The organism is Gemmata sp. SH-PL17, assembly GCF_001610855.1.
GTDB classification, from domain to species: Bacteria; Planctomycetota; Planctomycetia; order Gemmatales; family Gemmataceae; genus Gemmata; species Gemmata massiliana.
The window spans coordinates 851,759-878,568 of record NZ_CP011271.1 but is presented as its reverse complement, the minus strand read 5'-3'; the positions used below and the strand labels follow the sequence as shown (position 1 = coordinate 878,568).

Genomic DNA, 26,810 nt, shown 5'->3' with positions numbered 1-26,810 from the left:
GCTCCCGCTCTTACTCCGCGGCCATTTCTTCGGTGAGCATTGCGTCGGTGTAGACGTTCTGCACGTCATCGTGATCGTCGAGTGCGTCGATGAATTTGATGACCTTTTTGCCGGTCTCCACGTCGATCTCTTTTTGCATCTTCGGGAGGTACTTCACTTCGGCCTCGGCCACCTCGATGTTCGCGGCCTTGAGCGCCTCGAACACGGTCGTGAAGCTGGACGGATCGCAGGTGATCTCGAACACGTCTCCCTCGCGTTTTAGATCGTCCGCACCCGCTTCGAGCGCGATGGCCATCAGCGCGTCCTCGTCCGCGTGCTTCGCGGCCTCGACCGCGAAGAACCCCTTGCGCTCGAACATGTAGCTGACGCTTCCGGGGACGCCGACGTTCGCGTTGGCGCGCTCGAAGATCTTTTTGATCTCGCCGTTGGTGCGGTTGCGGTTGTCGGTCAGCACGTCGACCAGCACCGCGACCCCGCCGGGGCCGTAGCCCTCGTACATGATCTCGTCGAAGCTGGAACCTTCGGTTTCCCCGGTCCCGCGCTTGATGGCCCGCTCGATGTTGTCCTTGGGCATGGAAACGGAGCGCGCCTTGTCGATGGCGTAGCGGAGCTTCAGGTTCATTGTCGGGTCGCCGCCGCCGGCGCGGGCCGCGATGATGATGTACCGGCTCAGCTTGCTGAACAGCTTGCCCCGCTTGGCGTCCACCACGTTCTTGTGGCGGACCATGTTCTTATAGTGGCTGTGGCCTGCCATATCCCAAACCTCTCGGTTAACTCGATAGTGGAACAGTATAGCAGCCGTCTCGTGGTGTGGCGTGCACGGGTGCGGGTGGGTGTTGAGTATCGAAACCTTCAGCGGTACGGTAAACTCGCTTCATGCCCAAACCGTTCGACGCGACGTTGAAGGAGCTCATCAGTTCCTATCCGGAAGACTGGCTCACTCAACTCGGTGTGCCGGTCACGGACCCGCCCGAAGTTCTGTCGGCCGATCTGTCTACGGTGACCGCATCAGCCGATACGCTTCTCAAGGTCGGTGATCTGGTCGTTCACATTGACGTGGAGAGCGGGCCGGACGACTTCCTGGCGCGGCGCATGTTGCTGTACAATGTGCTGGCTCACCACCACACCGGGTTGCCGGTTCGTTCGATCGTTGTGTTGCTCCGCTCGAAGGCGGTCGGGAGCGGGCCGATAAGCGGAGTCGAATACGCTCCGGCCCCGGGTTCTAGTGAGCTTCGGTTCCGGTTCGAGACCGTGCGAGCGTGGGAACTGCCCGCAGAGGATTTACTGAAGGCTGGTGTGGGATTCCTACCACTCGCCGTTTTGGGTAAACCTCCGCCCGGGAAGTCTCGTGAACAGGCGCTTCGGGGTGTCGTTGAGCAAATTGCGGCACGGGCCGAGCGCGAAGCCAAATCGGACGCGGGGATGTTGCTCACCGCGTCGTATATTTTGTGCGCGATGCACATCGCACCCGAGTTCGCGCGAGGTATCTTCAACAAGGTGATTGCCATGCAAGAGTCGGGAACCTACCAACTGATCCTCGAAGAAGGCGCCGTCAAGCACATGCGCGAGCTGATTTTGAGACAGGGATCGACTAAACTCGGTGCACCGACAGAGAAACAGAAGAACAAATTGGCTACAATCGAAGACCTCGATCGACTCGATCGGATTGTGATGAAGGTATTGTCTGCTAAAGATTGGGACGCGCTACTCAAGGTGCAGTAGCACCCTCTCGCAGACCGGCCGCATCCAAGAGCGCGCGGTCGTCGAGTAGTTCCGTAATGCGGCGCAAGTCGTCCTGGAACAGATAGTCGGTTTCACGGTGTGTGGTGACCGAGCGGATGCGCCGGTGCGCGGATTCCACCCCGCGCCCGGGGCGCAGCGGGGAGCGGTAGTCGAGCGCCTGGGCCGCAGTTAGCAGTTCGATCGCCAGCACCGTTTCCACGTTCTTCAGCACCGCGAGCAATTTCACCGCGGAAATACTCCCCATACTCACGTGGTCTTCCTGACCGAGACTCGTCGGGACCGAATCGACGCTCGCCGGGTGGCACAGCACCTTGTTTTCGCTCACCAGTGCCGCGGCCGTGTATTGCGGGATCATGAACCCGGAGTTGAGGCCCGTTTCGCGCATGAGCAACTTTGGCAAACCGTCGTGCCCTTCGAGCAAGAGATAGATCCGGCGCTCGGAGATACTCGCGTACTCCGCGAGTGCGATCGCGGCGAAGTCGAGTGCCAGCGCGAGCGGTTGGCCGTGGAAGTTCCCGCCGCTCACGATGTCGCCGGCCTCGAACACCAGCGGGTTGTCCGTCACGCCGTTGATCTCGGTTTCCAGAACGCCACTTGCGTAGTTCAGCGCGTCGCGGCTCGCTCCATGAACTTGTGGCACGCACCGCAGACAGTAGGGGTCTTGCACCTTCCCGCAATTGCGGTGCGATTCCAGGATCTCGCTCGCTTGCAACAAGAACCGCACGTTAGACGCGACGACACCGTGCCCCGGGTGCGGGCGGATCGCGTGAATGCGCGAGTCGAACGGCGCGATGCTCCCCTGGAGTGCTTCGAGCGACATTGCGGCGGCGAGATCGAATAAATCTATGAGGCGCGAACACCGTTCCAAAATCCACGCGCCGTAAGCGGCCATGAGCTGCGTGCCGTTGATGAGTGCCAGCCCGTCCTTTGCCGCGAGTGCGACCGGCTCAAGGTCGCGTGCGCGAAGTACGTCGGCTGCGGGGACGTACCCGCGCCGGTCGTCGTCCCAGAACTCGCCCAAACCGATGAGCGGCAAACACAGGTGCGCGAGGGGAGCGAGGTCGCCGGACGCCCCTACGCTTCCGCGGCTCGGGACCACGGGAAGGAGGTTCGCTTGGTCGAACTCGACGAGCCGGCGGAACACCGGGAGCGATACGCCGGAGTAACCCAGACCGAGTGCGTGAACCTTCAACTGGAGCATGACACGAGTGATTTCGGGCGGCACCGGGGTGCCCACGCCGACCGCGTGGCTCAGTAATAAATTTCGCTGAAGGGCCGCGAGTTGTTCGTCCGGGACGCGCTTGTTCGCGAGTACACCGAAGCCAGTGTTGATGCCGTAATGAGGGTGGCCATCAGCGAGCGCGATTTCCACGCGCGCCCGGCTCCGTTCGACCGCGGACGTATCGCGTGCGAAGTGCCCGATGCTCGCCGCGAGGTCGGCATGGAGATTGCGGACGGTGATTCGCGGGGCGCTCATTGCGGTTCCTGGTAAGAGCGAAGAGTATTTGACAGGATTTACAGGATGAACAGGATCAAGAAGTCACGGTTCTAATCCTGTTTATCTTGTTGATCCTGTCGAACTTCTTCTTGCCCGGCTTATTGATGAAGGTACATATGCCCAACGAGACGTTCACCCTGCGATCGCCGATGCCGGTGTCGGCCGAAGAATTGTATGCGTGGCACGCGCGCCCGCTCGCGTTCCAGCGCCTTCAGCCGCCGTGGGAAGACGCCCGGATCATCAAGCAAGAGGGGACGTTCGGTAAGGACGGGTTCCGCATTACGATCCGTACCAGAACCGTTGGGCCGCTACGGGGAACGTGGGTCGCGGACGCATTCGATTTCCAGCCCGGGTTGCGGTTCCAGGACCGCGCGCTCGAAGGACCGTTTGCGTCCTGGCACCACACGCACCTGATGGTTCCCGGCGATGCGGGCACTTCCGTTCTGGAAGACACAATCGAGTACCGTCTGCCGCTGGGGATCGCGGGGCGCGCGCTAGCGGGCGGAATAGTGCGCGAGCGGCTCGCGGCGATGTTCGCGTACCGGCACTTCATCACCGCGAGCGATCTGCGCCGGCACGCGAAGTTCGCCCACAAACCGCGTCTCACGATCGCAGTAACCGGGTCGCGCGGGCTGATCGGCTCCGAACTGGTCCCGTTCCTCACGACCGGCGGACACCAGGTCGTGCGTTTACTCACGGGGGACGCAACGCCGCCCTACGACGACGGCACGAAGTGGGTGGCGTGGAAACCGGATCAGCCCCTCGCGACGGACACCTTCGACGGCGTCGACGCGGTGATTCACCTCGCGGGCGATAACGTGGCCGAGGGGCGGTGGACCGACGCCAAGAAGCAGAAGATCCTCGACAGTCGCACCGGACCGACGCGGGCGATCGCTCAGTCTATCGCCGCTCTCCCATTAGACCGGCGGCCGAAGGTGTTTGTGTGTGCGTCGGCGGTGGGCTTTTACGGGAACCGCGGCGAAGAGGAACTGACCGAGGGTTCGCCGGCCGGTGAGGGGTTCTTTCCCCAAGTGGCGAAGGTGTGGGAGGACGCCTGTGTTCCGGCACAAGACGCCGGCGTGCGCACCGCATACATGCGGATCGGGGTCGCCATTTCCCCCAAGAGTGGAGCACTCGGTAAGCAACTTCTGCCGTTCAAGATGGGCGTAGGGGCGGTACTCGGCGACGGGAAACAGTGGGTGCCGTGGATCACGGTGAACGACGTGGTCGGCGCGATTTACCACACGCTGATGAGCGATGAGATCCGCGGGCCGGTCAACACGGTGGGGCCGAACCCGGTGACGAACCGCACGTTCACCAAGACGCTCGGGCGCGTGCTGAGCCGCCCCGCGTTCTTTTGGCTCCCGGGAGTTGCGCTTCGGGCGGTGTTCGGGGGCGTCGCGGACGACGCGCTGCTCGCGAGCATGAAGGCCCGGCCCGCGAAACTCGCCACGAACGGCTTCACGTTCGATCACCCGGACCTGGAGCCCGCGCTGCGGTTCTTGCTCGGGCGATAGTGTTTTGTGTTGGGTGAGTCGAGCGCGAGTGTTATCGTACTGGCGTCGGTCGGGTCGGTTGCGTTTAGCTCCGTACTTTGCACGGGGGCGATGTTGCGTCGCTCCGAGCGCTTGCCGGTCCGTGCGTCGTGGGGAAGGCTGTTTCCAGCACCGCTCTCGTTTCATTTGGGGCACCTGAACCGCGGCGGTCTGGTGCTACCCCGCCAATCGTGGTGCCACCGCGGTTCAGGTGCCAAATGAAACGAGAGCGGTGCTGGAAACAGCCTTCCACACTCCAGGTCAGGAAGTAAACGCTCCGACCCGGCCGGCATTGTGTGGCCAGGCGAACGGCCGGTGTGAGCCGGCCGGTGAGAACCACGAAGAGTTTTGGACAGGATTTACAGGATCAACACGATCAAGAACCGACAGGCCATTTGCAGCATTTCACCGGCCGGCTGACACCGGCCGTTCGCCCCAACCGCTGACAAACCGGCCGCTCGCCACAAAGCAGCCGGCATAAAGCACAACGCCGACCACTGGTCGGCGTTGTGGGTGCGGAACGGCTTCCCGTTACTCGTCTCACGCGAGGCCGGTGAGCGCGCCCGCGGCGCAGTGGTTCGGGTTACCGAACGTCTTGACGTTGTGCCCGAAGCCGTGCGCGAGCGACATCAGGAGGCGGTTGTGCGGCACCTTGTTGTACTTCAGTGAGCGGCCCATCTTGTAGTCCAGCCCGCCGCCGACCATCACGAACGGGATGTTATCCATCGTGTGCGAGTTGCCCTTGCCCAGCTCGTTCGTCCACACGATCAGCGTGTTGTCGAGCAGGCTGCCGGTGCCGCCCGGTTCCGGTGTTTCGGCCAGGCGCTTGGCGAGGTAGGCCACCTGCTCGCAGTACCACTTGTTGATCTTCACCAGCTTCTCTTGGGCCTTTTCGTTCGTGTCCGGCTCGTGCGACAGTTCGTGGTGCCCCTCCTCCACGCCCAGCCACTTCATGCGGGCGCCGCCCACCGAGTTCGTGATCTGGTACGACGCGACGCGGGCGAAGTCGGCCGCGAAGCTGTTCACCAGCAGGTCGATTTGCGCCTTGCTGATCTTCGGCATGTTGTCGTTGTCTTTCTTCATGCCGGCTTCGAGCTTCGGCACCGCGTGGCCCACGTTCGCCGCGGCCTTCTGCTCCTTCAGTTCCTTCTCCATGTCGCGCACGAACGCGGCGTGTTCGTCGAGCAGGCGCTTGTCCGCCGCGCCCACCTTGTCGCCGACCTTCTTCAGATCGTCCTTGATGTCGTCGAGGACGCTGGCGAGTGCCTCGTTGTCCTTCGCCCGGCCGTAGAGCTTGTTGAACATCTGGTACGGGTCGTCGATCGGGGTGATCGGCTTGTTCGCGCCCGCGTAGCTCCAGCGCGTCCAGGTGTCGGCGCGGTCGGGGACCATCACGCCCATTTCGAGCGAGCCGAAGCGCGTCTTGGTGGCCGCGTCCTTCTGGAGGAAGTTCTTGATCTCCTGGTCGATGGAGATGCCCTTCGCCCAGCCCGCCGGCGTGTCGGACCCGCCCTGCACGTTGCCCGGGTACAGCTCGATGCCCGTGAGCAAGCAGCCGATGCCGCGCATGTGGCCGTCGCCGTCGCCGCGGATGCGGTCGCAGACGCCGTGCAGTGTGAGCATCTTGTCCTTGAACGGTTCGAGCGGCGTGAGGATCTCTTTGAGCGTGAACTTCGCGCCCTCTTCGTCCGGCCAGAACGACTTGGGCACGATCCCGTTCGGGCTGAAGATGAAGACGATCCGCTGCTTCCGCTTGGCCTGGTTCGCGAAGCTGAGGCTCGGCAGGTTCAGCAGGAACGGCACGGCCGCGGCGCTGATGCCGAGGTCGCGCACGAACTCGCGCCGGGTGCGGGTGAGGGACATGGCTTGGCTCCGAGGCGGGTGAGTATTGGGTGGGTGTGGCATGCGGGGCGAGGTAACATCCACGCGGGTTAAGCGTGGGCCACACTATTTCGGCGGTTTCTCGTTCTTGGGAGGCATAGCACCGATTACGGCAATCTCCACTACCAGTTTTCGCATATTCAGGCCGTTATCGGCAAATATTTTCCGCAATTCTTCGGGCTTCGCAAGCCCATAAGCCCGGACGGGTTGCTTCACGAAGTAGTGGAACGCTTGCTGAGCGAAGGCGTACTGCGTTTCTTCGCTCGTGGCGAGAAATTTCGCCATTTCCTTTGCGCCGGTGAACTTGGTCGTGGTTCCGGCCCGCGTGTCGTAACTGCCGCTCGCGTCCACAGTCTTCTTGTTGTCCTGCTCGCGGAACCGGCCGACCGCGTCGAAGTTTTCCAGCGCGAACCCGAGCGGGTTCATGATGGTGTGGCACCCGGCACACGCGGGCGCCTTGGTTTGCAGCAGGACGCGCTCGCGGGTGGTCAGGCTCGGGTGCAGGTCCGGTGCGAGGGGCGTGAACGCTTCCATTGGCGGCTTGATGCCGATGCCGAGCAGCCCGCGCCCGACGAACACGCCGCGGTGGATCGGCGACGTTTCCCCCGTGTACGCGAGCGACGAAAGCACGTAGGGGTGCGTGACGACACCGGCCCTCTTATCGGCTTCGAGCTTCACCTTCTGGAAGGGCGCATCGGGGGGCAGTTTCGCGCCGTAAAACTTGGCGAGCCGGCCATTGAGGTACGTTTCTTCGTTCAGGAAGAGCTGGCGGAAGTCGGCGTTGGGGCTTCCCACCACGTCATCCAGGAACAGTTCCAGCGACGTGCGGAGGTCGGACGCGAGGGCCGCGTCGAAATCGGGGAACCGCTTCGTGTCTTTCGGAAGTTCTTTGGCCTGATCGAGTTTCAGCCAGGCGAGCAGGAAATCGCGGAATTTGGCCTTCGCACGCGGATCGTTCAGCATGCGCTCGGCGTGCTTGGCGATTTCGGCGCGCGTACCCAACTTGTTCGCAGCGGCCGCGTCGAGCAGTTCCTTGTCGGGCGGCGAGTCCCACAACTCGAACGCGAGCCGGGACGCGATCGTGTATTGTTCGGGCGCCCCGGCCGCATCGGGGTAGAGGAAGCGAGGCGATTTCAGCACGATCAGAACGATGCGCTTCACCGCAAGTTGCACATCGTCGCCGGCCGCTTCAAATTGCCGGTCGATGTACAGGGCTTTCTCGGGCTCCGTCAGCGGGCGACGCAGCGCACGCTCCGCGAACGTCCGGCAAAACGCCTTGGTCTTCGCAACTCGATCGGTCGAATTGGGTTGCGCGCCACTCAATTCGGGCAGTTTCGCAGTGACATACGCGGCCGTTTCGAGTGCCCCTTCGGTGGTTGCGGCTTCCCACTCCTTCGAGACGGTCGTGCCGCGTTCCCAGCCGAAACTGCGGTCGTCGGGCGGGAACGGCGCTTCAATTACCGCGACTTCTGGGAACCTCTGCGGGGTAAGGTGCTTCGCGGAGATCACCTCGATCGCACGCCCGGGGCGCTTCCAGTTGAGCGAGACGAACGCGGGCTTAACGGGCGGGTTCGGGTTCGTTTTCGAGTCGTCGACGCCCTGTTTGGCCTTCGAGAACTCCAGCCGGATCGGGTACGCGCGCCCGGCGAGGAGGAACACGTTTGTCTTGAACTCGGTGTCGGTGCCGGACTTCACCCAGGCATCAATGGCGGCTTTACGGTTGTCGTTGACCCACAAACGCAGTGCGTGGTCGGTGCGCACAACGAACTCGTACATCCCGGTTTCGGGCGCCCACACCGAGCCTTCCCACTTGATGCAGAACGTGTGCGGATCGAACTTTTCCTTCGCGTCCGGGGCCACGGCCGGTCCCTCTTTGCCGAAGTCGAACTTCACTTCGGCGTCGGTGCGGTCGATCAGACGCTTGTTACCCTGGAACCCGCGTGCGTTGAAATACTCGCCCCGAAGCCCTTGCTTGTCTTCCGGTTTCGGCTGCCCCCGGAAGCTGCTGATTACGTCCGCGATACTGTTGCGATACTGCTTGACCGTGAGGCGCGACAATTCCACACGCGGCGGGTTCAGTTTCGCTTGTGCGTTGGGAGAGTAGAAGGCGTCGTGCATGTACTCAGCGACGCGCTTCGACCCCGCCGCGTCGAGCAGTTCCGGCGCGCCGTCGGGCATGGTGAGGTCGATCACCTGCGCGAGTTGCGCGACCGATTTGTCGCCGATGAGCGGTACCGGGTAGCTTTTGCCCCCCTCGCCCTTCGCGCCGTGACACTTCGCGCACATCTGCCGGTAGATCACTTCGCCGCTTTTCTCTTGGGCGTTCGCGAGCGGAACGAAGGCGAGCAGCGCGACGACGGCCGGGCCGAACTTCGGCAGGGAGGAGGTCATGCGTTTGTGCCGTGTGAACTAGGAGCAAAAGCGTGGGGCGGGCGGGAGGTTCTATCTTTTAATGATAGCGTGGAGACGGCCGGTGCGGGAAACAAACGTGCCGGGAGTGGCGGATTTTGATTTTTACTCCGAAGGGGTAGTATCTCATAGCTTGGGGGCCTGTCACGAAATGATCGCCCCCGGAAACAAGGACCGAAGAGAGATTCACGATGCCTCTTCCCCGCGTGCTCGCCGATCTTCCGGTGTCATCGGCCGTGCTGGAACTGCTCGGCGGGCGCGTCGATCTCGTGCCCTGGAACGCGACCGGGCGCGTGGACGCGATCTACACCTACGGTCACCCGACCGTCGACGCGGCGATGATGGACCGCTTCGCGGGTGTGAAGGTCATCAGCAACTTCGGGGTGGGCGTCGATCACATCAATGTGAAGGCGGCGACCGAGCGCAACATTCCCGTTGGTAACACCCCTGGCATTCTCGACGGTGCGACGGCGGACCTTGCGTTCGCGCTCATTCTCGGGGCCGGTCGGCGCATCGTGGAAGGCGACCGCTATGCACGCGGACCAGACTTCACGCGGTACGACCCGTCGTACATGCTCGGGCGCGAGGTCCACGGCAGCACGCTCGGGGTGTTCGGGATGGGGCGAATCGGTCGGCAGGTCGCGATGCGCGCGAACGGCTTCGGGATGAAGGTGCTGTACCACAACCGCAACCGGAACGACGAGGCCGAAGTCGCGCTAAAGGCCCGGTACGCGACGAAGGACGAACTGCTCGCGGCTTCGGACTTCGTGGTGTTGACGGTGCCGCTGACATCCGAAACGCGCGGGTTCATTGGTCGGGCTGAACTCGCGAAGATGAAGCCCACTGCGACGCTGGTGAACGTCGCGCGAGGAGCCGTCGTTGATAAAGACGCTCTCACGGACGCGCTATCGGCGAAACGCATCTTTGCGGCTGCGCTCGACGTAACCGACCCGGAACCGCTGCCGCGCGACCACCCGCTCCTGAAACTCGATAACGTCATCATCACCCCGCACCTAGGCAGCGCGACTGAAGAAACCCGCCGGCGCATGGCGGAACTGTCGGTCGTGAATCTGTTCGCGGGCCTGGAGGGGAAGGAACTGCTGTTCCGCGTGCGGTGATTCCTGGGAAACCAGACCGGTAGAGCGACCGGACTCACCGCAACTGGGTGAACCCCGCCCGCAAGGGCGGTGGGTGCTGTAGACGGCGAACAACCCACCACCCTTGCGGGCGGGGTTCACCGACGAGTTGGGACCAACCGACCCCAACACCCCGGTCCCGGGTGAAATGCGCCCAGTCGACTGTCGTCACAATTTGCGAGAAATATTCTCACCTGTGTCCCGAATAGCAGTGATCGCCCAGCCCATCCCGAACGGAGTGCCGCATGTCTCGCTCACGTCTGTTGCTCCTGTCTGCCGCTGCCACATTTGTGGTCGCGTTCGCGCCCGCCGGGGCGCGGGCCGCGGACGAACCGAAGGACATCATCGAGAAGGCGATCAAGGCCCACGGTGGCGCGGACGTTCTCACGAAGAACAAGGCCGCGCAACTGAAGACGAAGGGCAAGCTCAACATCCCCGGTGTGGGCGAGGTCGAGTTCACACAAGAAACTGCCTTCATGATCCCCGACAAGATCAAGGAATCGCTGGAATTCAAGGTGGCGGGCCAGAACGTGAGCCTGCTCACGCTCATCAACGGCGACAAGGTCACGGTCGAGGTGAACGGCAAGGAGATCGACGGCGCGGGCGACAAGGTGAAGGACGCGCTGAAGGGCATCGGGCACATGATGGAAGTCGCCCGTCTGGTGCCGGTGCGGGAGAAGGGGTACGAACTGAGCCTCATCGGTGACGACAAAGTGGGCGACAAGAAGGTGGTGGGCGTCCGCGTGTCGAAGAAGGGCGAGAAGGACGTGAGCCTGTACTTCGACAAGGCAACGTTCCTGATCGCGAAGATCGAGCACCGCACCATCGATCAGGCGAGCGGGAACGAGATCACCGAGGAGCGGATGCCCAGCGATTACGCGAAGAACAAGGAAGGGCTGATGATCCCCAAGAAGATCACGGTCAAGCACGACGGGAAAGACTTCCTCGACGCCGAAATCCTCGAAGCAAAGTACTTCGAGAAGCTCGACGACAGCGAATTCAAGAAGTAACGCGCGTTTGCTTTTTTGTTCGTGGAACAGGCCTCTGGCCTGTGGAAGCGCTTCCACAGGCCAGAGGCCTGTTCCACTAAACCAAAATCCACACGCACAAAAACCGCGGAGCGACGGGTAGCGGAGCGAGTCGAAGCGCGACGGGGAAATTCACTTTCCTGATCCCGATCACGCTCGATCTTGTTATCCTGTCGAAAACCCTCCCCCACGGTTTGAAGCGACCCATGCCGCTACGCATTTCCGCGTTCCCCAAGTGCTACCTCGAAGCGATCGCCGGCCACCGGAGCATGACCGTCTTCGAGTGGATCGAAATGGCCAAGTCGCTCGACTGCGACGGCCTGGAGATGTACGAGGGATTCTTCACCAGTCTCGAACCGGGCTACCTCGATTCCGTGGGCGACGCGATCCGCGCGACCGGTCGCGCGATGCCGATGCTCTGCTGCTCCCCGGATTTCACCAACCCCGACGCGGACGCCCGGAAACGCGCCATCGACAAAGAAATCGAGATGGTCCGCGTCACGCGGCGGCTCGGCGGCGCCGGCACTGTGTGCCGCGTGCTCAGCGGCCCACGCTACCCGGACGTCTCGCGCGAACAGGGGCTTGCGTGGGTGATCGAGTGCATCAATGCGGTGCTTCCCGTCGCGCGCGAGTGCGATGTAATTCTCGGCCTGGAGAACCACTACAAGGACGGGTTCTGGAAGTACCCCGAGTTCGCGCAGAAGAAGGACGTGTTCCTCGATCTGGTGAACGCGATCCCGGACCGGACGCATTTCGGCGTGCAGTACGATCCGTCGAACGCGGTTGTAGCGGGTGACGATCCCATCGAACTACTTCGGGCCGTTGCGGACCGCGTGGTGAGCATGCACGCCAGCGACCGGTATCTCGCGGACGGCGCCACGCTGGACGACCTCCGCGCCGCGGACGGCAGCATCGGCTACTTCGACAAGCTCCGCCACGGCGTCACCGGGAAGGGGCTGAACGACTTCGACGCGATCTTCCGCATTCTCGCGGAGCACAATTACCGCGGGTGGGTGAGCATCGAAGACGGCATGAACGGCATGGGCGAGATGGCCGAATCGCTCGCGTTCTTGCGGAACATCACCGCGAAGTATTTCCCGTAATGCCAGCGAGTGTCTGCATTGGGCGAACGGCCGGTGTGAGCCGGCTGGTGAGGGGCACGAAGAGTTTTTGACAGGATTTACAGGATCAACCAGATCAGAACAGACCAGTGTATTCGCGGCAACCTACCGGTCGTTTGTGAGTGGCCCTACCAGCCGGATTACACCGGCCGTTCGCCTACAGATTTTAATTGTATTTTAGTTCACTATTGGATATGATTTCACAATTGGCTCGTTGCGCATACACGCAAGGTGTAATCGAGCGGCTGGTGTGAGCCAGTTGGTGGCAGGCGCAATCGGTGTTCACAGAATGCGACTGTTAGCATTTTATCCCCAAATACCGAGCGAAAGCTCGTTGCCGACCTCGAAAACCTCGGTGTTTTGTGCAATCGGGGCGGGAAAAGTGCCCCGCCGGGCCAGAATGTTAGCAAATGTTAGCCTGCCAATCCGGGACGAACTTGTCGATCGAAATTGCAACTTGTGGTGAAGCTCTCCCATGACACCAATGCGTGTTGCTCTCGTCGGTTGCGGGAAGGTCGCGGGGATTCACGCGGCGGCACTCGCGGCGATACCCGATGCGGAACTCGTTGCCGCATGCGACGTGAGCGCGGACCGCGCGGGCGCCTTCGCCGCGAAGTACGGCGCCAAACCGTTTACCGACCTCGGTACGACGCTCCGCGACGCTCGACCGGATGCGATCATCATCTGCACGCCGCACCCCCTACACGCGGACGCCGCAATTCAAGCGGCTGAAGCCGGCGTGCACGTTCTCGTCGAGAAGCCACTCGCGGCGAGCCTCGATGACTGCGACCGGATGCTGGCGGCCGCGAAGCGGGGCGGGGCCACGCTCGGCGTCATCAGCCAGCGCCGGTTCATCGAACCGGTTCAGCGAATGAAACGCGCGATCGATGAGGGCAAGATCGGGAAGCCGGCGCTCGGCGTGTTCATCCAGTACAGTTGGCGCGACGCGGCGTACTACCTCTCGGACCCGTGGCGCGGAAAGTGGGACACCGAGGGCGGCGGCGTGCTCGTGAACCAGTCACCGCACCAACTCGACATCCTCCTGTGGCTCATGGGACCGGTCGCCGAAGTGAGCGGCTACTGGGCGAACCTGAATCACCCGACCGTGGAAGTGGACGACACCGCGGTCGCATCAATTCGGTTCAAGAACGGTGGGTTGGGTTCAATCATCACGAGCCTCTCGCAGAAGCCGGGCATTTACACGAAGGTCCACATCCACGGTTCCCACGGGGCATCTGTCGGGGTCGAAACGGACCGCGGCGCGACGTTCATTGCGGGCGTGTCGGAGATCGTGGAACCGCCGCTCACCGACCTCTGGACGGTCCCCGGTGAGGAAAAACAACTTGCAGAGTTCCAGGCGCAAGACCGGGCGAGTTTCACCAGCGTGAACGCCACGGTTTACTACCACATGCTCCAGATTCGCGACTTCCTGCAAGCGATCCGAGAGAACCGCCCGCCACTTGTGACCGGCGAAGACGGGCGGGCGGTGGTAGAGTTGTTCAGCGCGATTTACCGCTCCAATCAAGAGAAGCGGGCGATCACGCTCCCGCTCGCGCCACCGGAAGAGAAGTGGGCGGTGTGTCGCACGGATGACAACGGCAACACGTTCGTCGTGCGCGAGCACCTGACGCGGACCGAGGCCGATCGCGTTGTGGCCGAGTTCGAGGCACGCGGCCATAAGCAGACATACTGGACCGAACGCGCGAAGTAACGGACCGGCATCACCCCGGTGCCGGCCGGCACCGGGGTGATGCCGACAAGGAGTACATCGGGGGGCCAACACCGGCACGCAGACGGTGGTGCCCCTGGTGCGGGCGAGCGCGTGAAGGCCCAGTTGAGCCAGTTCCAGGTGCCGCGGCAGATGTCGCGCGGCGTATTCGGTCGGCACACTCGGGCGCTTCGAGTGGCGGCCCGTTGGTGGATCGGCGGGCCGCTGTTACCCGCTCAGAACCTACCCGACCGCCGCCCGACGGAACCAGAACTTATTGCACAACACCCCTACTGACAGGATCGGCCAGATCCGCTTGTCAACAAGGAACCGAAGACGTGAACGCGACCGCATTCGTGCTGCTCACCTGCCTCACTGCGCCGCCGGAACCACCGACGGTCGTAAAAGCGGAACCGGACGCGGCCCTCAACTCCCGGTTCCGACTCAAAGACGGCTGGGTCGGTGGCGACGGCGCGTTCTCGGTGGCGCTTTCGGACAAGCGAGCGTTGTGGTTGTTCAGTGACACGTGGGTCGGTACCGTGCGCGACGGCAAGCGCAAAGACGTAACGATGGTGAACAATACCGTCGGCGTTCAAGACGGCACGGGTGTTGATGCGAAGTTCACTTTCGCAGTTCAAAAGGGAACGAACGGTAAACCCGCCGCAATCTTCACCCCGCCGGACGGAAAGGGGTGGTTCTGGCAGTTCGCGGGGCACTTCGCGGACGACAAACTGCACGTTTTCTTACCGCAGTTCGAGAAGACGAACGATCCCGGCGCGTTCGGCTTCAAGGCGCTCGACCTGTGGCTCGGCACGGTCGAAAAGCCGGACGCGGACCCGCTGAAGTGGAAGACGAAGTACGCGAAAGTTCCGTTCGCTGCGTTGGACGGCGGGCGCAAGTTTTCGTTCGGCTCCTCGGTACTCGCGGTCGGCGAGCACGCTTACGTCTACGGCTACGAAGAAAAGCCGGGCAAGCCGTTCCCGACGCGGAAGCTGCTCACGGCCCGTGTTCCGGTGAACAAACTCGCCGCGTTCGACGCCTGGCGCTTCCTCGCGAACGGTGAGTGGAAGGCCGACGTTAAAGATGCGACCGGTCAGGCAGGTGGTCTTGGGACCGAGTTCTCCGTGAGCTACCTGCCGGGGCTGAAGCAGTACGTACTCGTTTCCACCGACGACGGTTTGTCGGACCGTATCGTGGGGCGGTTCGCGTCCGCGCCCGAAGGTCCGTGGTCGGCGCCGGTGCTCCTCTACACGTGCTCGGAGATGAAGAAAGACAAGAAGGTGTTCTCCTACGCGGGTAAGTCCCACGCCCACCTCGCGACCGGCAACGAACTCGTGATCTCCTACGTCGTCAACTCGTTCGACCTGGCGCCGGTCATCAACAACGCGGACCTGTACTGGCCCACGTTCGTCCGCGTGCAATTGAAGTAGCGCGTTTAGAACAATCGCGGTTGGCGCTTCGGATCGGCGAGCGCGGTCATCAGTTTGCGCTGAGGGGAACTGACGGGGTAGTCCGCGAGATCGGTCGGCGATACCCACTTCGCGTCCGCGTAAGACCCGGGCACGAATTTGCCGCCGGTGCGAGTTGCTTCCAGACACACGAGCGTGATCGCGTAGCGCGTCACACCGTGCTTGATGGCGAGTAGTTCCGCCCCCGGTTCGATGTCGAAACCGGTCAACTCCTTCGCCACGCGCACGGCCGCGGTGTTAATGTCTTCGCCCTCAGCACGCGGCGCGTGGGGCACCTCCCACATATTCTGCCAGCGTCCCGCGTCGGCCGGTCGTTGGCACAGCAGCATTTTGTCCCCGTCGCGAATCACCACGCCGACTTCGGCCACTTCCGTAATCGCGACCGGTTTCTTCTTGGGCGGGATCACGTCCTGCAGGCCGTCGCGGTTCGCGATGCAGTTTGCTGAAACCGGGCACGTGTCGCACGCGGGCGCGGTGGGAGTGCAGATCAGGGCGCCGAGTTCCATCAGCGACTGATTGAAGTCTCCCGCGCGCTTTTGAGGCAATACAGCCTCGGCCGCTCCCCACACCCACACTTTCCCCTCGCCCTCGCGTGGGTCTTTGCGGTAACCGAAGATCCGCGCGAGTACACGCAGGCTGTTCGCCTCGACGATCGGGAGCGGGCGGTCGAACGCCTGCGACAGCACCGCGCCGAGAATGTACCGCCCCACGCCGGGCAGCGACTCCCACACCGCGGGATCGTCGGGAAGCTGGTGATCTGCACCCGCCCCGCCTTTTTCAGATGCCGGAAGGTGGTTCGCCACCAGTTCTTTTGCGGCCGCGTGCAGGTGCCGGGCGCGCCGGTAATAGCCCAGCCCCTCCCACAACTTCAGCACCCGCTGCTCGTCGGCTGCCGCCAGCGCGCGGACGTTCGGCAGCGCGGCCATGAAGCGCTCGAAGTACGGCACCACAGCCGCGACGGTCGTTTGTTGGAGCATGACCTCGCTGATCCAAACGCGGTAGGCGTCGCGCGGGGCCGTGAGTTGGCCCGTCGCATCGCGGCGCCAGGGGAGGTCGCGTTGGTGGGCGTCGAACCAGTTGAGGAGTTTGGTGCGAAGGCCGGTGAGCGTGCGGCCGGACCAGCCTTCGGGGAGTTCCCAGTTCCGCGTTCCGCGTTCCAAGTTAGGCCGGGGGTGGAGGGAAAGCCGCACGAGTTTGAAGTGAGTAGCACTGGCGCCACTCGCTTCAAACTCGCGATGAGAAACGGTGATCGAAAACGTGAGGCTACTTGGGGCGGCGCATGTACTGGCGAAGGAGGTCGTTGGCCGCGTTCGTCATGTCTTCGCGGCTCTGGACTTTCTTCGGATCTTTCTTCTCTTCGACTTTCGAGCCTTCGCCAGTGCCCGCGAGCGGGGACGGCATCTCCATTACGGTGCTCCCTTCGGGAACGTTACCGTTGCCGTCGTCGTCCATTCCGAGCAGCATCGCCGCGATGCGGTCGTGATCGTCGTCGCTCGTCGTTTCCGAGGACGTTGTGAGCGCCGGCGATTCTTTCGAGGGGGGCTTGGGTGCCGGCGTTTCCTTCGACGGTGCGGGCTTGGTCGCCGGGACCGACTTGGGCGCGCCCGGGGCCGTTACGCCCGACTTCGCCGGGGCCGGGGTGGTGTCGCGGACCGGGGCTTTCGGGGCCGTGGCCGCGGTCGCGGCTTTCACCGCGGCGAGGGCCGCCGCCGTTTCCGCCGAACCGCCCGGCAGCGGGGTGCCATCGGTTTGAGGGGCGTTTCTCGCAATGCGCACGCGAAAGTCGAGGGGGCCAACTTGCAGCGCGGCGCCGTCCTGGATCTCGACTTCCTTCGACTGGATCAGTTCGTAGTTGACCAGGGTGCCGTTCGTGCTGCCGCAGTCCTTGACGTACACTTTCCCGTCACGGATCAGCACCGCGCAGTGAACCTTGCTGATCGCGGGACTGGCCGGGCGAAGGTGGCACTGTTGGTCACGGCCAATGAGGAACTGCGCGCCTGTGAGTGGAATCGCGCGCCCCTCGTGAGCTCCCGCCGCAACGACCAAACTCACCTTCATATTTTGTCCGCCTTCGCCGTTAGTCCGCCCGGTACGGGACGGGGGTGAAGAGCCGCGGAAGGGGGAAGCGCCAAACGGCACGACAAATGTCGTGCTCGCGTCTGTTGCTGCCGACTTGCCGTCAACCCTCGCTGGGCTACGCTCAGATTGTGCGAGCCACTACGAGTCGCTGATGGGTTTATCGGTTAACCCTGGTGGCTGTGATCGTTATTCTACGTTATTGGGCGAGTGCGATGCAACAGCCAGTTCACCCGATTCCGCGCAACCGGCACAAGTTTCACGCCGTTGCCACAATTGCGTCAATTTTGGGCCTCGCCGCGGGCATTATATCCCTAAGTGGGTGTGGTGATGCGCCGCCCACCACAAATGAGAAACCTAAACCCCACGACGGCGTGAAGTTAACGTTCAGTTGCCCGGACGCCGCGTTCGCCGGCGCGATCGAGCCGATGGTCCGCTCGTGGGAAGCGCGAACCGGCGCCAAAGTGGCGCTCACGCGCGACGCCATGACGCCGACCGATTACGCCGACCTCGCGGTCATTTCCGCGGGGCAACTCGGGGAGTGGGCCGAACCGGGGCACCTGGTGGCGCTCCCGACCAAGTTCCGCGGGGGCGATCACCCGCTCCAGTGGTTCGGGTTCCTGACGGACTCGGCCGACCGCCTCGCCGAGTGGGGCGCGAAAACCCAAGCGATCCCGCTCACCGGCGACGGTTACCTCGTGGTGTACCGGGCGGACCGGTTCGGGGATCAGGCAACCAGCCTCGATTTCGTGAACCAGTTCCGGCGCCCGCTCGCGCCGCCCGCGACGTGGCAAGAATTCGCCGCTGTCGCCGAGTTCTTCGCCAAGCGCGACAAGAAACCGAGCCTCCCGCCGCTTTCGACCGATCCCGCCCGGGCGCTCGACTTCTTTTCGCGCGTCGCGTCGTCAATGGACCGGCCCGCGTTCAGCGAAAAGGATCTGGACGGCCCGAAGAACACCGAGCGCATGGCGTTTCAGTTCGCCATGCAGACCGGCGCCCCGCGGCTCAAGGCGCCCGGCTTCGAGGCCGCCGCCGAGTGGTTCGCGGGCCTGCACGCGACGGGGGGCCTGCCCGTGGGCGGTTCGGACGATCCCGTCGCCGCACTCACCGAGAACCGGGCGGTCCTCGCGCTCGTGTCACTCGACCAACTCGCCCGGTTCCCGCGTGAGAACGGCGCCGTTCCCGCGCGGTTCGGACTGGCGAGCGTACCCGGTTCGTCCCGGTACTTCGACTCGGCGAAGAGCACGCACATCGACGTCCCGGCACCGGGCACCAACTATGTCCCGCACTTCTCCGGCGGGCGCCTCGGCGTGGTTCGCGCGCGCTGCACGACGCCCGAGGTCGCGTTCGACCTACTCGCCGAACTCGGCGGACCGGCCCGCAGTGCCGAACTGATTAGCACACCGGGGCTTGGCGCCGGACCGACCCGCAGCGCCCATTTGACCCCCGATCACATTTTGCTCTGGCTCGGCTACGGGTTCGACGCCGAGCGCTCGAAGACCCTTCAAGACGCACTGCGGCACTACGTCGGCCAAACGGTGAAGAACCCGACTTACGGGCTCCGCGGCCCGGACCGCGCGGCTCTGACCGAAGCGGGCGGAAGCGCGATCCGGAAGCTCGGTACGGGGGCCAAACCGGGCGACGTGCTGACCGAGGCGATCAATGCGTGGAACGCGATCGACGCCAAAGCTCCCGACAAGGCCACTCTCGTGCAGTGGCGCAAACGGGCGGCCGGTTTGAACTAGGTCCGCGTCGGATTGCCCGTGATAAATTGATGCGTTTGGCCCGTACCACGAACACAAAACACAAGCTTTCAACACACGAACCGCGGTGGATTGCACACGGTGAAGTGCTTGGATCTGTAGCCGTGAGCGAACTCGGGCATTTTGTGTTCCGGGGCTCGGTACTTTGGAGGTAACCGCTCGCGGGCTACACTTTGAAACGACGCGGCCCGCCGATCATTCGGCGGGCCGCGTCGTTTCAGGGGCTTACGTGTCAGTTTTTCCTATTCCACGAGTTACCGCCTTTGCGATCGCCGCCTTTCTCGCCTCCTCCTCGGTCGCTTCGATCGCTCTTCTCACCACCCTTGGGGCCGCCCGGCCCCATGCCGCTACTGCCCGGCCCAAACCCACCGGGGCCGAAGCCACCGGGGCCGAAGCCACCCGGCCCTCGTCCCGGCATTTTCGGTTCGTTACCACCGGCCACCGATCCGATGCCCCAATTCGCGGGGCGGGTGCCGTTTTCTTCGTAGTTCGCGATCTTCGCGTCGATGCTCTGTTGGCGGGTGAACCGCAGGTACTCGTCGGCGGTTATGAACCCGTCGTTGTTAAGGTCCATGTTCATGAAATCTTGGATGTCTTTGCCGGCCTTGCGCCACTCGTAGAGGCCGATCTGTCCGTCCTTGTCCGTATCGTCTTGCTCGAACCACGACGGAAGATCCTTCGGCAACTTGCCGTAGCGCATCGCGATCGGCTTCTCTTCTTCGGTTTCTCGCTTCTCGAATTGGCGCTGGTCCCCACCGCCCCAACTGTTCTCGCCACCGCCCCATCCGCCAAAACTGCCCCCGAAACCACCGGGGCCACCGCCCCAGTTGCCCGGGCCACCCGGACCCATACCGCCGGGGCCGCGCCCCGGACCGCCGCCGTTACCCGCGGACGCCGCGCGTGCCGCTTCGTTCGCGGCGTGATACTCGAGGTACTGGGCTTTCGACATGGTGCCGCTCTCGGGCAGCGGTCGGCCGCCCATGCGTTCGGTCATGTTTTTCAGGAAGTCGCGCGTTTGCGGGGGGATCGCGCCGAGATCAACGGTGTCGCCGGTGCTGTTCGTGAGTCGTTGGAGCATCGACCAGCCACGTTCGGGGTCTATTCCGCGGCCCATTCCGCCGCCGCCACCTGGCCCGCCGCCCGGCCCCATACTACCGGGGCCACCGCCCGCACCCGGGAACCCGCCACCGTTACCACGGTCGCGTCCGCCACCCGGCCCCGTGCCACCGCCAGAGCCACCCGGGAACCCACCACCGGGAAAACCTCCGCTACCGGGGAACCCGCCACCGCCCGGTCCCATGCCACCACCCTGGAATCCACCGCCTCCCGCACCGGGGAACCCGCCACCACCGCCTTGGAAGCCGCCGCCGTTACCGCGATCGCGACCTCCTCCACCGGGGCCGCCTTGGAAGCCACTACCTCCCGCGCCGGGGAAGCCCCCACCCTGGAAGCCACCGCCCCCGGCACCGGGGAACCCGCCACCGCCCCCGGCACCGGGGAACCCGCCACCGCCCGGGAAGCCGCCGCCACCGCCGTTATCCCGCCCGAAACCACCCTTTCCGCCCTTACCACCGCCGGGTTGAGCTGGTGTGGGGGTCGGGTCGAGGAGGACGATCAGACCGAGCATGCCGGAAAACGCGAGCCACTTCTTCCACATGGCGATACCCCAAAAATGGGCAGCATATGTCAATGGTGATACTAACCCTAAGTGCCCCAACAAGTCACGGGGCATTCGCGAAAGTCTCACCTTACTTTCAGAAATGAATGTGCCCGTTTTTGTGTTTGGTCAACGAGCGCAATGTGTACTTGTTAAACGCCAAAGCCGGCGCATCGGAGACAACACGCGCCACCAAATCTCGTGTGTGAGCTTGGGCGACCTCGTCCGTCATTCCTTTTTGAACCCGTCGCACCGGTCGGGTAAAGTGGATTATGAATTCCGCGTGACCGGCGCGTGAAGCCGAAAACCCGCCTCGAATCAACTGAGCGGCGTTCGGAATCTGCCAATTATCCTTCTTTTGCCAGGGCCATTTACCCCATGCGCACGCACTTCTGCGCCCCGATCTTCGGCGAAGGAAATAGAACCCGGGGACCGCGAACGGTACCCGCCCCGCGCACCCTCGTTCGGTTCCTGCTGCCGCTCGCGCTGCTCTTGTCCGCGTCGGTCGCGTCGGGCCAGGAGCCGATCCGGTTCGCCCGTACCCCCGACATCTCGCCCGACGGCAAGACGATCGCGTTCAGCTACCTCGGCGACATCTGGACCGTCGAGGCCATCGGTGGCGTCGCCCGGCCGGTCACGATGCACGAGGCCCACGACGTCAACCCGATGTTCAGCCCGGACGGGAAGTGGATCGCGTTCAGCTCGAACCGGTTCGGCCAGTACGACGTGTTCGTCGTTTCCGCGGTGGGCGGGAAGCCGAAGCGCCTCACGTTCGACCACGCGCCCGACATGGTGACGGGGTGGGCGCCGGACGGGAAGAGCGTGGTCTTCACCTCGCCGCGCTCGACCGCGTACCCGTCCAACTCTGAGTGCTTCACGGTGTCAGTGGAGAGCGGCGCCGAGCGGAAACTGAACCTGTTCGAGGCCAAAGAAGCGCACTTCTCGCCCTCCGGGAACGTGGTCGCGTTCGTGCGCGGGCCGGGCACGTGGTACCGGCGCGGGTACCGCGGGTCGAGCAACGACGACATTTGGGTGAGTGAGGTGGACGGCAAGAGTCCGCGGCGCGTCACCACGTTCGACGGGCAGGACAGTTACCCGATGTTCAGCCCGGACGCGCGGAAGCTCTACTACGTCACCGAGAACGGCAGCAGGTCCGGGTGCGCGAACCTCGTGTGCCAGCCGCTCTCGTCCGACTTCACCCCGGCGGGTCCGACCAGGCGACTCACGACGCACGAGGACGACACGGTGCGCCACGCCCGTGTTTCCGGCAACGGCGAGTGGATCGTGTACGAGTGCGGCGCGGACCTGTGGGTCGCCTACACGCAGGGCGACCGGTCCCCGCGCAAGCTCGCCATTGAAGTGAACGCCGACGACAAGTCGAACACCGAGCGCACGGTCACCCTCACCCGCGACGCGACCGAGTACGCGCTCTCGCCCGACGAGAACCACGCGGTGCTCGTGATCCACGGGCAATTGTTCCTGACGAAGATTCCCGGCGGTGGGAAATGCACGCGCCTCACCGAGCACGCATTCGCCGACAGCAACCCGACGTGGTCGCCCGACGGCAAAAAGATCCTCTTCGCCTCCGATCGCGGGGGCACCACGGACCTGTACGTGCTCGAAGCGGACGACGCCGAGCACCCCGAACTGACCAGGGCTCACAAGTTCAAAACGACCCGGCTCACGAACACCGGGTCCGAAGAGATCAGCGCGACGTTCAGCCCGAAGGGAGATCAGATCGCGTTCATCCGCGAGGGGAAGCTCTGGCTGATGAAGCCCGATGGGAGCAACCAGCGGGTGCTCGTGAGCGCCCAGAAGGTACTCGATTACGACTGGGGACCGGACGGGAAACACGTCGCGTACTGCCGGATGGATGGTTCGTTTTCGGCGGAAATTTACATCTCCGCGACCGACGGCACCGGCGCGCCCGTAAACGTGTCCCGGCACGCCACGTTCAACAGCGACGTGTCCTGGAGCCAGACGAACGGGAAGCTCGCGTTCGTGGGCCAGCGCCGGAACGCATACGGCGTTCACGTCGTCTCGCTCCAGAAGCCGCTCGCCGACGGCAGCACCCGGCCGCCCGCGGACCAGATCGACTGGGAAGACCTGCACCTCCGCGTCGAGCGCCCCACGAACATGAGCGCCGAGTACGGCACCGTCTCGCCCGACGGAACCCAGGTCGCGTTCCGCTCGCTGTCCAACGGCGACGACCTGTGGATCGTGAGCAGCAACGGCGCGCTCCTCACGCGCATGACGTCCGGCGGGCAGGTGCCGAGCTGGATCAAGTGGTCGAAGAAGACGTCGTTCGGGACGGTGTACTTCCTCAACGGGTCTGGGGAGCTGCGGTTCGTTCGCACCGGGTTCGGGTTTAACTCGACCAGTGGAGGGCCGCCCGAACCGAGCAAGGTCGCGTTCTCGGCGAAGATGACGATCAAGCGCGACGAAGAGTTCGCCGAGATGTTCGCGCAGTGCTGGCGGGCGCTCTCGGACAATTTCTACGACTCCAAGCACCACGGCGCGGACTGGTCCGCGGTGCGGAGCAAGTTTCTCCCGCTCGTTGCCCACACCGCGACCCGCGAAGACCTCTACGCGCTCGTCAGCCTGATGCTCGGCGAGCTGAACGCTTCGCACCTCGGCATCAGCGGGAAGATGCCGACGCCGGACGAGTGGACCGCGGACCTCGGGCTGATCTTCGACGACACCTACCGCGGACCGGGGCTCAAGATCACCGAAGTGCTCAAGCGCGGCCCGGCCGACAAGCGCGGGATGAACATCAAACCGGGCGACATCGTGCTCTCGATCGATCGCACGGAACTGACCAACAACGTGAACGTCTCGAAGCTGCTCAACAACAAGATCGGGGAGGGCGTGCAACTCGAAATCGCCAGTGACCCGAGAGACGCGAAGACGAAGCGCCGGATCGAGATCGTCGCGGCGAGCCGCACCCGCATTTCGCAACTCATGTACGAGCGCTGGGTGCAACAGAACGCCGACGCGGTCGCGAAAGTCAGCGACGGCAAGGTCGGCTACATCCACATCCCGAGCATGGACGAACCGGGGCTGGATACGTTCGTCCGCGCTTTGTACTCCGACCACTTCGACAAAGAGGCGCTGGTCATCGACGTGCGGTTCAACGGGGGCGGGTTCACGCACGACCAAGTGCTGAACTACCTCGCGGGGAAGGAGCACACGTTCTTCAAGCAGCGCGACGGCGGCGAGGGACTTGTACTTCGCAGTGCCGACCGGAAGTGGACGAAGCCGATGGTGGTCATGGCCAACAACCGGTCGTACTCCGACGCGGAAATCTTCCCGCACGCCTTCCGCGCTTTGGGGTTGGGTAAGGTCGTTGGTCAGGCGACCGGCGGGTTCGTGATCGGCACCGGCAGCACGCGGCTCATCGACGGCTCGTCGTTCCGGCTCCCGCGGATCGGGGTCTACACGAACAAGGGCATCAACATGGAGAAACAGGGCGTGCAGCCGGACGTGCCCGTTGAAGTCACCCCCGACGACTGGGCGAAGGGCATCGACGGCCAGTTGCTCAAGGCCGTCGACGTCGTGGCTCGGGACGTCCGGGAGTGGAAGAGGACCAAAACCGGCCTCGCGGGTACGCCCGCGCCGAGTGCGCCGCCGGCCACCGCGCCGGCTCAAGTGCCGGTCGCGCCGATGCCACACGACTCGACTCCACCTCCTGCACCCAGCAACCGGCCAACAACGCTCATTCCGATGGCGGAGGAGTAGGCGCAATCTGGTACCGGCGAACGGTCGGCACTCGCCGACGTTCCCGGCGCCACTGGCCGGCTTGCACACCGTTAGTGAGCCACTGGAGAGGCGGGTTCTCGGCGGTGGAGGAGTTGTATTAAGCACCGACCTCGGTATTGCACCGGACCGGGCAGTCTGATCAAATCTGCTTCTCGTTGCGCACCGCGTGCCGTCGCCGCGCATTTGGAGTCGCGGCCGGTGAGTTATTGTCTCCGGATTGCTCGTGTTGATGTGGCGGGCAGTCACGGGCACCCAATCGCGCTCATTTTGATTGCCCGGGATCTTATCGCCGCACGGCCCGGAAAGTGGCACGAACGTGAACCCGTCCGGGTTCCCAACAGCGCGGCACCTGGCTCGCCGATTCGTTTCTAAAACCTACCGCCCACCGAGTGAGTCCGGCAAGCGAACTGTGCTGTTCGACACCGGAAGCGACCCGAATGCGATTTGATCTCGTTCGTGCCGTGCAGTTACTCGTTGAGATTTGCAGCGGAAGGGCAGGGATTCGAACCCTGGAACACCTTTCGGTGTTGCCGGTTTTCAAGACCGGTGCAATCGACCACTCTGCCACCCTTCCAAACGCTTGAATTTCCAGCCCTTTCTACTCACATCGCGGTTTCGGCCATTTTCGCTATACTACCGTTTGTACTACCTGAAGGCTAATTCGCGGTAGTAGAGTTGCCCGTGACGGATGCGACCCGGCACGAGCGGCGACACCTGAACCCTTATAAGCAGAGGTGACGCATGTCACAGTCTAGCGGTTCGCGCGCGTCCCGAAAAGCAGTCAGCCCAAAGAAGCCTTACGCGGACTTCCCTCTGTCCCCGCACCGGTCTGGGATGTGGCAAAAGAAGATCCGCGGGAAGATCCATTACTTCGGCCGGTGGGGACAACTCGTTGACGGCGTTCTCACACGGGTCGAGGGCGACGGCTGGAAAGAGGCGCTCGCGCAATACAAGCGCGTCGCAGACGACCTCCACGCGGGCCGCACGCCGCGGGTGCGAAAGGACGGTGAACTTACCGTTGCGGACCTATGCAACCGGTTCCTCACAGCGAAGCTCCGGAAGGTCGAGGCGGGGGAGTTGAGTACCGTTTTGTTCGCCGATTACAGAACGATTACCGACCTACTTACTGAGGCGTTCGGCACTGGCCGCCCCATCGACGATCTCGCGGCCGACGACTTCGCGGATCTGCGTGCGCGCATGGCAAAGAAATGGGGGCCGGTCCGACTCGGCAACAGCATCACGCGCGTTAAGAGCGTATTCAAATTCGGGTACGAAACTGGCGCGATGGAGCGCCCCGTTCGGTACGGGCCGGAGTTCGTGAAGCCGGACAAATCCGTTCTCCGACGCCACAAAGCGAAGATGCCGGTGAAGATGTTCGAGGCGAACGAGGTCCGTTCTCTAATTGATGGGACGGATGTGGTAAAGCCCGACGCGACCATTCGTGCGATGATCCTTCTGGGCGTGAACTGTGGGTTTGGTAATACGGACTGCGCCGAGTTACCAACCGGCGCCGTGAATCTCAATACGGGATGGATCGACTTTCCGCGCCCAAAGACGGGTATCGCTCGGCGCTGTCCGCTCTGGCCTGAAACAGTTGCTGCACTTCGGACCGCATTCGCGGAGCGGCCGAAGTCGAAAAGTCCGGCGGACGCTGGGCGCGCGTTCCTCACAATGCGGGGAACACCGTTCGCTGAACAAACCGAGCGAGGCAACAAAAAAGATCTGGTCGGCGTTCGGTTCACAACCCTGATCCGCGCTCTCGGCTTACACCGCCCGCGAGTCGGCTTTTACTCGTTGCGCCACGTCTTCGAGACAATAGCCGGCGACTCAAAGGATCAGGTCGCGGTCGACATAGTAATGGGACACAGCGATCCTTCAATGGCGAGCGCGTACCGTGAACGGATTGACGACGTGCGGCTTCGTGCCGTGGCCGATCACGTCCGCGCGTGGGTGTGGCCGGCTGCCAGCTGATTGGATTTTTGTGAAGCGACCGGGTACATATCGACTCACGCCAGTGAGGATCAATC

The 26,810-nt window shown here is 63.5% G+C and carries 17 protein-coding genes and 1 tRNA gene; 10 read left to right on the top strand and 8 right to left on the bottom strand.

Annotation, left to right across the window (positions count from 1 at the left end):
• Nucleotides 1–10 precede the first annotated feature (10 nt).
• Nucleotides 11–754, bottom strand: coding sequence for a YebC/PmpR family DNA-binding transcriptional regulator (locus VT84_RS03550; RefSeq protein WP_082838537.1), 744 nt, complete (start codon nt 752–754; stop codon nt 11–13).
• Nucleotides 755–876: 122 nt separating this feature from the next.
• Between VT84_RS03550 and VT84_RS03545 the strand changes: the two genes are divergently transcribed.
• The gene (locus VT84_RS03545) at nt 877–1,722 is read left to right on the top strand and encodes a hypothetical protein (protein WP_082838536.1); all 846 of its coding nucleotides are present in this window, start codon (nt 877–879) and stop codon (nt 1,720–1,722) included.
• On the opposite strand, the gene hutH is transcribed toward VT84_RS03545, so the two are convergent.
• Entirely contained in the window at nt 1,709–3,220 is a 1,512-nt protein-coding gene (gene hutH / locus VT84_RS03540; protein ID WP_082838535.1) for a histidine ammonia-lyase, read from the bottom strand. The two genes, VT84_RS03545 and hutH, sit on opposite strands and share 14 nt — an antisense overlap.
• A gap of 137 nt (nt 3,221–3,357) precedes the next feature.
• Here hutH and VT84_RS03535 point away from each other — a divergent pair, with 137 nt between their 5' ends.
• On the top strand, nt 3,358–4,758 hold the full coding sequence (locus VT84_RS03535) for a TIGR01777 family oxidoreductase (RefSeq protein ID WP_162271576.1): 1,401 nt from the start codon (nt 3,358–3,360) through the stop codon (nt 4,756–4,758).
• 558 nt (nt 4,759–5,316) lie between these two features.
• On the opposite strand, the gene VT84_RS03530 is transcribed toward VT84_RS03535, so the two are convergent.
• Nucleotides 5,317–6,639 (bottom strand): DUF1552 domain-containing protein, encoded by a 1,323-nt coding sequence (locus tag VT84_RS03530; protein WP_082838533.1) that lies wholly within the window; start codon nt 6,637–6,639, stop codon nt 5,317–5,319.
• 84 nt (nt 6,640–6,723) lie between these two features.
• The gene (locus VT84_RS03525) at nt 6,724–9,048 is read right to left on the bottom strand and encodes a DUF1592 domain-containing protein (RefSeq protein ID WP_082838532.1); all 2,325 of its coding nucleotides are present in this window, start codon (nt 9,046–9,048) and stop codon (nt 6,724–6,726) included.
• 209 nt (nt 9,049–9,257) lie between these two features.
• On the opposite strand from VT84_RS03525, the gene VT84_RS03520 reads away from it, so the two are divergent.
• From VT84_RS03520 to VT84_RS03500, 5 genes are all read left to right on the top strand, one after another.
• Nucleotides 9,258–10,184 carry a 2-hydroxyacid dehydrogenase gene (locus VT84_RS03520; RefSeq protein ID WP_082838531.1) on the top strand — a complete coding sequence of 309 codons (927 nt, stop codon included), beginning with the start codon at nt 9,258–9,260 and terminating at the stop codon, nt 10,182–10,184.
• Between the two features lie 263 nt (nt 10,185–10,447).
• Nucleotides 10,448–11,212, top strand: coding sequence for a hypothetical protein (locus VT84_RS03515; RefSeq protein WP_052553399.1), 765 nt, complete (start codon nt 10,448–10,450; stop codon nt 11,210–11,212).
• A gap of 224 nt (nt 11,213–11,436) precedes the next feature.
• Entirely contained in the window at nt 11,437–12,333 is an 897-nt protein-coding gene (locus VT84_RS03510; protein WP_082838530.1) for a sugar phosphate isomerase/epimerase family protein, read from the top strand.
• A gap of 493 nt (nt 12,334–12,826) precedes the next feature.
• Complete coding sequence (locus VT84_RS03505; protein WP_082838529.1) at nt 12,827–14,062, top strand: Gfo/Idh/MocA family protein; 1,236 nt, start codon at nt 12,827–12,829, stop codon at nt 14,060–14,062.
• Between the two features lie 335 nt (nt 14,063–14,397).
• The gene (locus tag VT84_RS03500) at nt 14,398–15,489 is read left to right on the top strand and encodes a DUF4185 domain-containing protein (RefSeq protein ID WP_082838528.1); all 1,092 of its coding nucleotides are present in this window, start codon (nt 14,398–14,400) and stop codon (nt 15,487–15,489) included.
• A gap of 5 nt (nt 15,490–15,494) precedes the next feature.
• On the opposite strand, the gene VT84_RS03495 is transcribed toward VT84_RS03500, so the two are convergent.
• Both VT84_RS03495 and VT84_RS03490 read right to left on the bottom strand, forming a co-directional pair.
• A complete protein-coding gene (locus VT84_RS03495; protein WP_082838527.1) occupies nt 15,495–16,688 on the bottom strand; it encodes an A/G-specific adenine glycosylase in 1,194 nt (397 codons plus the stop codon).
• 103 nt (nt 16,689–16,791) lie between these two features.
• Nucleotides 16,792–17,586 carry an FHA domain-containing protein gene (locus tag VT84_RS03490; protein WP_052553407.1) on the bottom strand — a complete coding sequence of 265 codons (795 nt, stop codon included), beginning with the start codon at nt 17,584–17,586 and terminating at the stop codon, nt 16,792–16,794.
• Nucleotides 17,587–17,978: 392 nt separating this feature from the next.
• Between VT84_RS03490 and VT84_RS03485 the strand changes: the two genes are divergently transcribed.
• Nucleotides 17,979–19,349: an extracellular solute-binding protein gene (locus VT84_RS03485; protein ID WP_162271575.1), complete on the top strand. Its 1,371-nt coding sequence runs from the start codon at nt 17,979–17,981 to the stop codon at nt 19,347–19,349.
• 250 nt (nt 19,350–19,599) lie between these two features.
• Here VT84_RS03485 and VT84_RS38055 read toward each other — a convergent pair whose 3' ends face one another.
• Complete coding sequence (locus VT84_RS38055; protein WP_157469158.1) at nt 19,600–21,024, bottom strand: hypothetical protein; 1,425 nt, start codon at nt 21,022–21,024, stop codon at nt 19,600–19,602.
• Nucleotides 21,025–21,402: 378 nt separating this feature from the next.
• Here VT84_RS38055 and VT84_RS03475 point away from each other — a divergent pair, with 378 nt between their 5' ends.
• Nucleotides 21,403–24,762, top strand: coding sequence for a S41 family peptidase (locus VT84_RS03475; protein WP_082838525.1), 3,360 nt, complete (start codon nt 21,403–21,405; stop codon nt 24,760–24,762).
• A gap of 508 nt (nt 24,763–25,270) precedes the next feature.
• On the opposite strand, the gene VT84_RS03470 is transcribed toward VT84_RS03475, so the two are convergent.
• Nucleotides 25,271–25,357: transfer RNA gene (locus VT84_RS03470), tRNA-Ser, on the bottom strand.
• A gap of 167 nt (nt 25,358–25,524) precedes the next feature.
• On the opposite strand from VT84_RS03470, the gene VT84_RS03465 reads away from it, so the two are divergent.
• Entirely contained in the window at nt 25,525–26,754 is a 1,230-nt protein-coding gene (locus VT84_RS03465; RefSeq protein WP_082838524.1) for a tyrosine-type recombinase/integrase, read from the top strand.
• Nucleotides 26,755–26,810: the final 56 nt, after the last annotated feature.